Annotated in this window: 9 protein-coding genes; all 9 read left to right on the top strand. The window is 64.7% G+C overall.

The window, feature by feature from the left end:
• The first annotated feature begins 107 nt into the window (after positions 1–107).
• From PSK12I2_RS0109180 to PSK12I2_RS0109140, 9 genes are read left to right on the top strand one after another with little or no spacing between them, the layout of a single operon-like run.
• The gene (locus tag PSK12I2_RS0109180) at positions 108–1,487 is read left to right on the top strand and encodes a hypothetical protein (protein ID WP_027598161.1); all 1,380 of its coding nucleotides are present in this window, start codon (positions 108–110) and stop codon (positions 1,485–1,487) included.
• Positions 1,488–1,531: 44 nt separating this feature from the next.
• Positions 1,532–2,704: a DegT/DnrJ/EryC1/StrS aminotransferase family protein gene (locus PSK12I2_RS0109175; protein ID WP_007161385.1), complete on the top strand. Its 1,173-nt coding sequence runs from the start codon at positions 1,532–1,534 to the stop codon at positions 2,702–2,704.
• Positions 2,705–2,723: 19 nt separating this feature from the next.
• Complete coding sequence (locus PSK12I2_RS0109170; protein WP_007161386.1) at positions 2,724–4,259, top strand: lipopolysaccharide biosynthesis protein; 1,536 nt, start codon at positions 2,724–2,726, stop codon at positions 4,257–4,259.
• A 1-nt stretch (position 4,260) separates the two neighbouring features.
• Positions 4,261–5,196: a glycosyltransferase gene (locus PSK12I2_RS0109165; RefSeq protein WP_007161387.1), complete on the top strand. Its 936-nt coding sequence runs from the start codon at positions 4,261–4,263 to the stop codon at positions 5,194–5,196.
• 57 nt (positions 5,197–5,253) lie between these two features.
• Entirely contained in the window at positions 5,254–7,467 is a 2,214-nt protein-coding gene (locus PSK12I2_RS0109160) for a polysaccharide biosynthesis tyrosine autokinase (RefSeq protein ID WP_027598160.1), read from the top strand.
• Between the two features lie 47 nt (positions 7,468–7,514).
• The gene (gene rfaH, locus PSK12I2_RS0109155) at positions 7,515–8,045 is read left to right on the top strand and encodes a transcription/translation regulatory transformer protein RfaH (protein WP_027598159.1); all 531 of its coding nucleotides are present in this window, start codon (positions 7,515–7,517) and stop codon (positions 8,043–8,045) included.
• A 33-nt stretch (positions 8,046–8,078) separates the two neighbouring features.
• Entirely contained in the window at positions 8,079–9,077 is a 999-nt protein-coding gene (locus PSK12I2_RS0109150) for a glycosyltransferase (protein WP_027598158.1), read from the top strand.
• A complete protein-coding gene (locus PSK12I2_RS0109145) occupies positions 9,074–10,321 on the top strand; it encodes a glycosyltransferase family 4 protein (protein ID WP_027598157.1) in 1,248 nt (415 codons plus the stop codon). Before PSK12I2_RS0109150 ends, PSK12I2_RS0109145 begins: the two co-directional genes overlap by 4 nt.
• Positions 10,322–10,352: 31 nt before the next feature.
• Positions 10,353–11,441 (top strand): glycosyltransferase family 1 protein, encoded by a 1,089-nt coding sequence (locus PSK12I2_RS0109140; protein ID WP_027598156.1) that lies wholly within the window; start codon positions 10,353–10,355, stop codon positions 11,439–11,441.
• The last annotated feature ends 24 nt before the right edge of the window (positions 11,442–11,465 follow it).

The following is an 11,465-nucleotide window of genomic DNA, read 5'->3' as shown; positions in this document are numbered from 1 at the left end:
TAAAGATTAAAACGATCTCTTGAATTTCTTGCTGACTGCCGGGCACTGCGAAAGCCAGTTTCTACCACGTTAATTGCGCCCTGATTGCGCACAGAGAGGATGCCCCGATGGCAAGGAATGATCTATCGGAATCGACATTAGGATGTCTAATTGGCGGCGCCGGTCCGGCGGGCCTGGGATTCCTGTTCAATGCCATCAAGCGTGGCGCCCTGGAGCAACTGGCCCAGGCCGGCACCATCATCGTCGATGCCGGGACCGAACTCGGCGCCGGCAAGCTGGGTGACTATCAGATCATCGCCAACTCGGTCAGCGACGTCTTTCTGGACTGCCTGCGCGATCCCCTGCTGGCGCCCATCCTGGCCCCGCTGCAGGCCTCGCCGACCTTTCGCCACCTCAAGCTGAATTCCCAGGAAGCGCCGGCGCTACCCATCGTCGGCCAGCTCTTCCAGCAGGCCGCCGGCCTGGTCCTGCCCTGGCTCGAACGCCAGTACGGCATCCCCACCTGGCGCCAGACCCGCATCACCGAAGTGACCTGCGAAGGCTCGAGCTATGTCGTCTGGCTGGAACAGGCCGGCGCCATCCGCCGCGTGCGCACCTCCAGCCTGGTCCTCAACCTGGGTGGCCAGCAGACCCGCCACAGCTTCGAGGAAAGCATCCAGGCCATGGGCCTGCAGCTGCCCCAGAGCGCCTCGATCGACAGCTCCGACAATCTGCTGCGCCTGCAACCCGAGGCCCTGCGCCAGCGCTATCGGGCGCGCCTCAAGGATGGCGGTCCGATCTGCGTGGTCGGCGGCTCCCACAGTGCCTTTTCCGCCCTGGACAACCTGGCCAGCGCCCTGCACCACGATGGTCTGCGCGAGCTGACCCTGGTCCATCGCTCGCCGATCCGGCTGTTCTACGAGACCGCCGCCGAAGCCCTGGCCGCCGGCTACGACTTCGACCCGATCCAGGACATCTGCCCCATTTCCAAGCGGGTCAACCGTTCCGGCGGACTGCGCTACCGCGCCCACGAGATCGGTCGCCAGGTCCTTGCCGGTCAGGGCATCGGCGGCACCCCGGTCAAGGTCAGGACGCTGCAGCTGGATGGCAGCGCCGACCAGCTCGCCAGCGCCCAGACGCTGTTCGACAGCGCCGCCCTGCTGGTCCAGGGCATGGGTTACCAACCCATAGTGCCCGAGCTGCGCTGCCAGGACGGCCGGCCGCTGACCCTGCGCACCCTGCGCGGCGGCCTGGACTCCGACGCCGCCGGCAGTCCGCTGGACCAGCACGGCCAGCGCCTAAAGGGCCTGCACCTGTTCGGCCTGGGCTCGGGATTGGCGGTGGATCCCCGCCTGGGAAGCGAAGCGTCCTTTTCCGGACGCATCTACGGGGTCTGGCAGTTCCACAACGATGCCAGTCGCGAGGCCCTGGAGTCGGTTCTGGAGCGCCTGGACAAGCCCGGCGCCTCCTTCCGGCAACCGGCCAGCCCGGTCGCCGAGCACGCTTGACCGAACCGACACGTATCAAGGACTCGATAAGCAGGTACCGGATCATGATCAATGTGACCAAGCCCTACCTTGGCGATAAGGAACGCTTCAAGGCGTATATCGACAAGATCTACGCCAACAACTGGATCACCAACCAGGGCCCTTTGCACGCGCAACTCGAAGAGCGCCTGCGCGACTATCTGGGCGTCAGAAACATCATCCTGGTCAACAACGGTACCCTGGCCCTGCAGGTCGCCTATCGCGCCCTGGGCCTGACCGGCAGTGCCATCACCACGCCGTTCAGCTTTGTCGCCACCACCAGCACCCTGCACTGGGAAGGGATCCGGCCGGTGTTCGCCGACATCCACCCGGAAACCTGGAACCTGGATCCGGCCAACGTCGAGGCCGCCATCGAGCCTGACACCTCGGCCATCGTCGCCACCCACGTGTTCGGCAATCCCTGCGACGTCCGCGGCCTGCAGCAGGTCGCCCAGCGCCACGGCCTGAAGGTCGTCTACGACGGCGCCCATGCCTTCGGCACCCTGTTCGAAGGCCGCTCGGTACTGCAGTGGGGCGACATCACCACCGTCAGCTTCCACGCCACCAAGCTGTTCCACACCATCGAAGGCGGCGCGATCATCACCGAGGACGACGAACTCGCCGAGCGCGTTCGCCGCATGATCAACTTCGGCATCGTCGATGCCGAGCGCATCGAGGGCGTCGGCATCAACGCCAAGCTCAACGAGGTCTCCGCGGCCATGGGGCTGTGCATCCTCGACGAGCTGGAAGACATCCTGGCCCGCCGCGCCGTCATCGGTCAGCACTATGAAAGACGCCTGCAGGGCGCCTTCGACCTGCAGCGCCCCACCTACGGGACCCAGCTGAACTACAGCTACTTCCCGGTGGCCCTGCGCGACGAGCCGAGTCTGCTGGACACCAAGAAGGCGCTCAACGCCGTCGGCATCAATCCGCGCCGCTACTTCTATCCGTCGCTGGAAACCCTGGATTACCTGCAGCCCCAGGCGATCAAGCCGGTCTCGCGCAAGCTGAGTCACCGCATCCTCTGCGTGCCGCTCTATCCGGACCTGCCGCAGGCGACCCAGGACCTGCTGATCGACACCCTGCTCCTGGCGCAGCAGAAAAAGACCAGCATGGAATCCCTGCGGGCACTCATCACCCCGGCACAGCTGCTGCCGAGCTGGGATTTTCCCGGCGACTCCTCTCCTGTTCTAACCTGACCCTGGCCCGCTATCTCCCATGACCAGTCCCGCGAAAGTGTCGGTGTTGCGCAACACCCTGATCAACTATGCCGGCCAAGCCTATGCGCTGCTGATCGGCATCTTGATCCAGCCGATGTATCTCGGTCATCTGGGTGCCGAAACCTATGGTCTGATCGGCTTCTTCGCCGTGCTGCAGACCTGGCTGCAACTCCTCGACGTCGGCATTTCCGCCTCGCTGGTCCGCGACGTCGCCCACGGCCGCGGCCAGACCGGCGCGGGGCGTACCCGCGGCCAGCTGCTGCGCTCGCTGGAATTCATCTTCATCCCCCTGGCGACCCTGGCCTTCGTCGCCATCGAGCTGAATGCGGAGTGGATGGCGGGGCATTGGCTCAACGTCCAGGGCCTGCCCACGGAGACCGTGGCCCACTGCATCGGCCTGATGGGGCTGATGATCGCCTTCCGCCTGCTGTCGACGCTGTACAAGAGCGGCGTCCAGGGGGTCGAGCTGCACGGCTGGCTGAACATGGTCAACGTGCTGATCGCCACCGTGCGCTACTTCGGCGGCCTGGTCCTGGTGATGTGGATTTCCCAGGAGCCGTTGGACTTCTTCGTGTTCCAGGCCTTCGTCGCCGTGTTCGAGATGCTGGTCTATGCGCTCAAGGCCTATCGCCTGCTGCCCAACCCCACCTGGTGGAGCGGCTTCGACTGGCAGCGGGTCAAGCCCATCGTGCCCTTCGCCCTGAGCATGTCCTTTACCTCGATCCTGTGGATCGCCCTGACCCAGCTCGACAAGCTGGTGCTGTCCAAGGCGCTGCCCCTGGCCGAGTACGGCTACTTCAGCCTGGTGGCGCTGATCTCCACCGGCATCGTGACCCTGACCAATCCGCTGGTGCAGGCGCTGTTGCCACGCATGACGGTGCTGGTGTCCCAGGACAAGCCGCTCGAACTGGAGCGGCTCTATCGCAACGCGGCACGCTTCGCCTTCGCCATCCTGCTGCCGCTGGCGGCCATGGTGGCCTTCCATGGCGAGGCGCTGGTCTTTGCCTGGACCGGCGACAAGGTCTCCGCCCACTGGAGCGAGCCGATCCTGTTCTGGTACGCCCTGGGCTCGGCGCTGCTCGCCCTCAGCCAGTTCCAGTTCTACCTGCAGTACGCCTACGGCAAGTTGCGCCTGCACGTCTGGTACAGCCTGGTATCCGCGGCCATCTCGGTGCCCATCGTGATCCTGGTGGTCCTGCACTACGGCGCCTATGGCGCGGCGCTGGCCTGGTTCTTCATGCGCCTGATCCCCTTCGTGATCTGGCCGATGATCGTCCACGGCCGCTTCGCGCCGAATCTGCAGCGCTACTGGAACCAGGATCTGCTGGTGGCCGTGGTGGTGACCGCCATCGGCGTGGGCCTGAGCAAGCTGCTGTACCAAGAGATTCAACCGCAGGAGCGGTTCTCCATCCTGGCCACCCTCGCCCTGGGCGGTGGCCTGACCCTGGTGCTGATGGCGCTGAGCTACGTGCTCTGTTCTCCGAAACAGACCCGCTCGCGCCTGTTTTCCCAACTCTACAAAGCAGGTATCTGACATGGACGCTCGGACCGAAGCAGAGATCATGAAGCACTGGCCGACGAATTGCAGTCGGCCGGTCGCCAGCATCGTCTGCCTGACCTTCAACCATCGTGACTACATCGGCCAGGCCATCGACGGCTTCCTGCGCCAGCAGACCGATTTCCCCTTCGAGATCATCGTCAACGACGACGCCTCGACCGATGGCACCCGGGAAATCCTCCAGGACTACGAGCGCCGCTACCCCCGGCTGATCCGCCTGATCCTGCAAAAGGAAAACCAGTACAGCCAGGGCAAGCCCTATGGCATGCCGGTGTTCCAGCACGCCCGCGGCGACTACATCGCCTATTGCGAAGGCGACGACTACTGGAACGATCCGCGCAAGCTGCAGCTGCAGGTGGACTTCCTGGAGAACAACCGGGACTACGCCCTGACCTTCCACGCCTCCTATGCCTTCAACAGCACGGGGATCGTCAATCCGCAGCGGTTCAATGGCCAGGATCACTACGATCGCAGCGAAACCGACCTGAAGAAGGCCCTGCCGCTGTCGACCCTGACCGCCTGCTTCCGCAACGTCCTGCGCGAACTGCCGCCGGAGCTGGAAACCGCCGCGCTCATGGACATCGTCTGGTGGTCGCTGCTGGGGGCCCATGGCAAGGGCAAGTTCATGGACGAGATCCGCCCCGCCGCCTACCGCGTGCACGAGGGCGGGATCTTTTCCATGCGCGCCAGCCAGAAGCGGCTGCAGATGGATCTCCACACCCAGTACTGCCTGGCCAACTACTACTACCGGCTGGGCGAACGCGACCTGCACGTGTTCTTCCTGCGCCAGGTCCTGAGTCTTTCGCTGTCCTCGATTCCGCCGACGCAGAAGGTCAAGGCGCTCCTGCGGGCGGTAAGCAACATCACCCTCAACATCGGCCGACGCTTCGCCCCCAAGCGCGTCACCTACTGAACTTACGCAGAGCAGTTTTCCGGCTGCGCTGTATCCAGCTAAAAGGAAGGGACCCCAATGACCGTCATGCAGCGCTCTTCGTTCGAACAACACGAAGAACAACATCTGGACCTCAAGACGATGGCCCTCACGCTTCTTGATCACAAGAAGCTGATCGCGGGCATCACCGCGGGTTTTCTGGCCGTGGGCATCACCTATGCCGTGCTGTCGACTCCGCAATACGTCGCCGGGGCGATGATCCAGATCGAACCCAAGAAGAATGCGCTCACGGCGGTCGCCGAGACCGTGGTGCGACCCAACTCCGCCTCGCCGGCGGTAGCCGAGATCGAGCTGCTGAAGTCACGCGCGGTGCTGACCAAGACCGTGGAGAACCTGCGCCTGGACATCGAGGCCAAGCCGCGTTTCTTCCCGCTGATCGGCCACTACCTGTGGCGCCACTACGAAGCCGAAAAGCCGGGTCAGCTGGCGGACAGCTGGCCGCAACTGCGCGGCTTCGCCTGGGGCGGCGAACAGATCGACGTCTTCCAGTTCGACGTGCCGGACGACATGTACGGTGAAACCCTCACCGTGGTGGCCGGCAGCAATGGTCGCTACCGCCTGCTGGACAAGGACAAGCAGCCCCTGCTCGACGGCCAGGTCGGCCAGATGGCCAGCGGTAACGGCTACCGCATGCAGATCAAGACCCTGACCGCGCGTCCCGGTACCGAATTCAAGGTGACCCGCAACCGCGTCATCACCACCGCGCAGCTCTATCAGAACCGCATCAAGACCAGCGAAGCGGGCAAGGAGTCGGGGATCATCTACCTGTCCCTGGCCGACGAGAATCCCGATCTGGCCAAGAGCGTCCTGTCCGAGATCAGCCGCCTGTACGTGCTGCAGAACGTCGAGCGCAGCTCGGCCGAAGCCGCCCAGCGCCTGGACTTCCTCCGTGGCCAGCTGCCGGCGGTGCGCAAGGACCTGGAAAGCGCCGAAGCGGCCCTGAACAACTACCAGACCAACAGCCGCTCCGTGGACATCAGCCTGGAAACCAAGGCGGTCCTGGACAAGATCGTCACCCTCGATACCTCCATTTCCCAGCTCAAGCTCAAGCAGGCCGAATACGATCGCCTCTATACCCGCGATCACCCCAGCTACAAGACCCTGCTGAACCAGCTCGCCCAGCTGGAAGTGGAAAAACGCAGCCTGCAGCGCAAGGTGGAGGCCCTGCCGAGCACCCAGCAGGAGCTGCTGCGCCTGAACCGCGACATGAAGGTCACCAACCAGACCTATCAGCTGCTGCTCAACCAGGCCCAGGAACAGGACATCATCCGTGCCGGCACCATCGGCAACGTGCGCCTGGTCGACAACGCCGACGTCAACCTCGACGAGCCGGCCACCAACCGCAAGATCGCGCTGATCCTGTCGCTGCTGCTGGGTCTGGTGACCTCGGTGGTGGTGGTCTTCGTCCGCCAGGCCTTCCAGAAGGGCATCGAGAATCCGGACACCGTCGAGCAGATCGGCCTGCCGGTCTATTCCACCCTGCCCTTCACCAAGGACCAGGAGCGCCTGAATCGTCGCCTGAAAAAGAAGACCCGTACCGGCGAACCCAATCTGCTGAGCGTGGTGCAGCCGGCCAACCTGGCGGTGGAATCCCTGCGCAGCCTGAGATCCAGCCTGCACTTCGCCATGCTGGAAGCCAAGAACCGGGTGATCATGATTTCCAGCCCGACCCCGGGCGTCGGCAAATCCTTCGTCTCCAGCAACCTCGCCGCGGTGGTCGCCCAGTCGGGTCAGCGCGTGCTGCTGATCGACGCCGACATGCGCAAGGGCTATCTGCACCGCGTGTTCGGCCTGCAGCCGCAAGCCGGCCTGTCCGAGCTGCTGACCGGTCGCAGCAAGCTGCGTGAAGCCATCGTGCCGAGCGGTATCGCCCAGCTGGACATCATCAGCTGTGGTCAGGCCGCGCCGAATCCCTCGGAGCTGCTGATGCACGCCAACTTCTCCCGTCTGCTGGACGAAGTGGGCAGCCTCTACGACCTGGTGATCATCGATACCCCGCCGATCCTGGCGGTGACCGATGCCGCCCTGGTGGGTCGCCTCGCCGGCACCACCCTGCTGGTCACCCGTTTCGGCCAGAGCACCCTCAAGGCGGTGGAGAACTCCCGTCGCCGCTTCGCCCAGAACGGCATCACCATCAAGGGCGCCATCCTCAACGGCGTGCAGCGCAAGGCCTCGACGTCCATGGAAGACGATGGCGTCTACGGCTACTACGAATACGGCCCCCGTACCTGATACGCCGCTCCGTCGCGACCGATAGCCCCAAGAGAAGGAACTCGCCCATGACGCTCGCCCATCCCGCCGGTCACTGGTACCTGGTGCAGACCAAGCCCAATCAGGAGGCCCGCGCCGAAGAAAACCTGAGCAGACAGGGCTATGTCTGCTTCCGGCCCCAGCGCGAGCGCAAGGCGTCCGGCAGAAGTCGCGCGGCCGGCAGCGAATCGCTGTTCCCGGGGTACCTGTTCATCCAGCTCAATGACGTGAACGACAACTGGTACCCCATCCGCTCGACGCGCGGCGTCAATCGCATCGTCAGCTTCGGCACCCAGCCGACGGCGGTGAGCGAAGCCATCATCGACGATATCCGCCAGCGGCTCGCCGCCCTGGCGGAGCCTGCACCCGCCCACCAGCCCGGCGCGGCCGTGCGGATGCAATACAGCCAGGAGCTGGAAATGGACGCCGTGTTCCTGAGTGCCGATGGCAACGAGCGGGCCATCATCCTGCTGCGCATCCTGCAACGCGAACAGCGGGTCAGCGTCGCTCTCGATCAATTGTCGGCAGCGGCCCCCGTCAGCCAACGGCTGCGCGCCTGACCCAGTACCCAAGGCCCTTTGGAGAGTCTCTTCATGCAATGCAAAACCACGGTCGTTACCGTCACTTACGGCAATCGCCTCTGCTACCTGGAGCAGCTCGTCACCCGCGCCCTGGCCGAGCGCACCATTCACCAGGTCATCGTGGTGAGCAATGCGGCGACGGTGTCGCTGGATAGCCTCGAAGCCCGCTGGCCCGGTCAGGTCAAGGTGATCGCCCTGAGCGAGAACACCGGTTCCGCCAACGGTTACGCCGTGGCCCTGGAAGCGGCCCTGGCCACCGACACCACCCATATCTGGATGATGGACGACGATAACGCCCCCCTGGGCGATGCCCTCGACGTCCTGCACCGGCGCCTCGGCGAACTCGGCGCCGCCCATGGCCACGACAAGGTCGCCGTGCTCGGCTACCGGCCGACCCAGCAGGCCGACATCGCCCAGTGCATCCCGACCAAGATGATCACCCAGCCACGTTCGAGCTACTTCGGCTTCCACGTGGCCCGCATCCCCTACAAGATCTGGCGCCGCCTGCCCTGGGGCCGTCCGCGCGGTGGCCAGCCGGAAGCCCTGGTCGAGCTGCCCTTCGCCCCCTATGGCGGCATGCTCGCCCACCGCAGCCTCTATGAGCGCATCGGCCTGCCCCTGCGCGAGCTGGTGCTCTATTCCGACGACACCGAGTACACCTACCGCATCACCCAGGCCGGCGGAAAGCTGTTCATGGTCACCGAGGCGGAACTCGAAGAACTGGAGCATTCCTGGAACATCAAGGAAGGCACCAGCAACGTCTACCAGAACTATCTGCAGGCCGGCTCGGACTTCCGCGCCTACTACGCCGCGCGCAACCAGGCCTGGTTCGACAAGAACGTCTGGGCCAGCTCCCGGCCGATGTACAGCCTCAACCGCTATGTCTTCCACACCCTGCTCAAGCTGTTCGCCCGTGACGACAAGAGCCGTCAGCGCCTGGCGCTGATCCGGCAGGCGGTCCAGGACGGCGAAACCGGCGCGCTGGGGATAAACCGCAGCTATCCGCTATGAAACTGCTCTTTCTCAACAGCTTCTATCCGCCCCATGTGGGCGGTGGTGCGGAGCTCATCCTGCAACGCAGCGTGGAAGGCTTCCAGCAGCGCGGTCACGACGTGGCCGTGCTGGTGACCGGTCCCGAGCAGGGTGTGCGGCAGGAGACGGTGAACGACGTTCGCGTCTATCGCGCCGGGCTGAAGAATTTCTACTGGCCGCTGACCCAGCAGCGCCCCGGTCCGCTGGCGCGCTTCGGCTGGCACTTTCGCGACCAGTACAACAGCGCGATGCGGGCGCCCCTGCGCCAGGTGCTGCAACAGGAAAAGCCGGACCTGGTGGTATGCCACAACCTGTCCGGCTGGTCGGTCGCGGCCTGGGACGAGATCCGCGCCAGCGGCGTGCCCATCGTGCAGGTGCTGCACGACATGTACCTGCTGTGCCCGAAGAACACCCTGTTCAAGAAGGGCCAGAGCTGCCAGAAACTCTGTGGCAGCTGCGCGGCGCTGCGCCGGCCCCATGCCGAGCAGTCCGCCAAGGTGGATGCCGTCGTCGGCGTCAGCCGGTACCTGCTGGATACCATCGTGAACAAGGGCTACTTCAGCGGCGTTCCGCGCCAGGTCATCCACAACGCCAGCCTGATCGCCGGCAGCAATGCCGAGACCGCGACCCCCAGTCCGGACGGCGTCGTCCGCTTCGGCTACATGGGCACCCTGTCGGAAAACAAGGGTGTGGGCTGGCTGATCGAGCAATTCCAGCGGCTGTCGCTCAACGCGACCCTGACCATCGCCGGCAAGGGCCAGCTGGACTACGAAGCCCAGCTCAAGGCCATGGCCGATCCGCAAAAGGTCAGCTTCGTCGGTTATCAGAAGCCCGAAGCCTTCTACCGGAACATCGACGTCTTCGTGGCGCCGTCGCTGTGGGCCGAGCCCTTCGGCATGGTCGCCGTCGAGGCCTGTGCCTTCCAGAAGCCGGTCATCGCCAGCCGCATGGGCGGCCTGCCGGAGATCGTCCGCGACGGCGTCAACGGTTTGCTCTGCAACCCCGACGACCGCGACTCCCTGGGCCGCGCCCTGCAGTGCCTGCATGACGATACCGAGCTGCGCCAGCGGCTGAGTCTGCTGAGCCGCACCGCGGTGGCCGATCTGCTGAGCATGGACACCATGCTCGACCAGTACCAGGCGCTCTTCGAGGACGTCCTGGGCAAGGCGCAACACGGCTCCACCAAGCCGCTTCTCGTACCTCACACACAGCTTTCCAACTGATCCACCCCAGGTCACGGCAACGGGCAGAATCATGATCATCGTCAATTCCCGCTTCATCACCCAGGATCTTCGCGGCGTTCAGCGCTTCGCGGAATGCATCTCGCTGGAGCTGGCGAAGCTGAGATCCGACCTGCGCTTCGTCGCGCCGCCCGGCGCCGTCAGGCCCGAGGTGGCCAAACGGCTGGGCATCGAAGTCATCGGCACCCGCCAGGGGCAGCGCTGGGAGCAATGGGATCTGCCGAACTGGCTGAAGAGCCAGGGCAGCCCCCTGCTGCTGTCGCTGTGCAGCACGGCGCCGCTGCTTTACACCAACCAGATCGCCACCCATCACGACATCAACTACGTGCGCTTTCCCGAGAGCTATTCGTGGAAATTCCGCACCTCGTACCGCTGCCTGATCCCCATGCTGCTCAAGCGCTCGAACGCCCTGATCACCGTGAGTGAATTCTCCCGGGACGAGATCTCGCGCTTCTATCGCTATCCGAGCGACTCGATCACGGTGGTGCCCAACGCCGTCGCCGATGCCTTCACCCTGGAGCCGCGGATCGATCGCGCCGAGACCCCCTATCTGCTGGCGGTGTCCTCGCCCAGCTACCACAAGAATTTCTCGCGGATGCTGGAGGCCTTCGCCGCCCTGCCGCGGGATCTGAAGGTCGAGTTGCGCATCGTCGGCGACAGCCACGCCGTGTTCGGTCAGAACGACCTGGCGACCCTGGCCGCCCGGGATTCGCGGGTCAAGCTGCTCGGCCGCATCGACGATGCCGAACTGGCACGCCAGTATCGCCAGGCCACCGCCTTCGTCTTTCCGTCGCTCTACGAGGGGTTCGGCATCCCGCCCCTCGAAGCCCAGGCCTGCGGCTGCCCGGTGATCTCGGCCAACACCGCCTCCATGCCGGAAGTGCTGCAGGACAGCGTCCTCTACTTCGATCCCTACGAGACGGCCAGCATCACCCAGGCGATGCGCACCATCCTCCAGGACGCACCGCTCAGGGAGGCGCTCCGCGCCAAGGGCCTGGCCAACATCCAGCGCTTCAACTGGCAGACCTCGGCGAGAAAGGTCTCCGACCTGCTGGACAGCGCCCTGGCGACCACCACGAAGGCCACGGCCAGAGCCGCCTGAAACGACCCCACAACAACAATTCAG

It is taken from the genome of Pseudomonas sp. MOIL14HWK12:I2, from assembly GCF_000510745.1.
GTDB lineage: Bacteria > Pseudomonadota > Gammaproteobacteria > Pseudomonadales > Pseudomonadaceae > Chryseomonas > Chryseomonas oryzihabitans.
This window is presented reverse-complemented; position numbering and strand designations above follow the sequence as displayed.

What these genes read in the sequence shown, in the direction of transcription:
- PSK12I2_RS0109165 (WP_007161387.1), top strand. Translation starts at nt 4,261, where the DNA reads ATGGACGCTCGGACCGAAGCAGAGATCATGAAGCACTGGCCGACGAAT.
- PSK12I2_RS0109170 (WP_007161386.1), top strand. Translation starts at nt 2,724, where the DNA reads ATGACCAGTCCCGCGAAAGTGTCGGTGTTGCGCAACACCCTGATCAAC.
- PSK12I2_RS0109150 (WP_027598158.1), top strand. Translation starts at nt 8,079, where the DNA reads ATGCAATGCAAAACCACGGTCGTTACCGTCACTTACGGCAATCGCCTC.
- rfaH (WP_027598159.1), top strand. Translation starts at nt 7,515, where the DNA reads ATGACGCTCGCCCATCCCGCCGGTCACTGGTACCTGGTGCAGACCAAG.
- PSK12I2_RS0109160 (WP_027598160.1), top strand. Translation starts at nt 5,254, where the DNA reads ATGACCGTCATGCAGCGCTCTTCGTTCGAACAACACGAAGAACAACAT.
- PSK12I2_RS0109140 (WP_027598156.1), top strand. Translation starts at nt 10,353, where the DNA reads ATGATCATCGTCAATTCCCGCTTCATCACCCAGGATCTTCGCGGCGTT.
- PSK12I2_RS0109180 (WP_027598161.1), top strand. Translation starts at nt 108, where the DNA reads ATGGCAAGGAATGATCTATCGGAATCGACATTAGGATGTCTAATTGGC.
- PSK12I2_RS0109175 (WP_007161385.1), top strand. Translation starts at nt 1,532, where the DNA reads ATGATCAATGTGACCAAGCCCTACCTTGGCGATAAGGAACGCTTCAAG.
- PSK12I2_RS0109145 (WP_027598157.1), top strand. Translation starts at nt 9,074, where the DNA reads ATGAAACTGCTCTTTCTCAACAGCTTCTATCCGCCCCATGTGGGCGGT.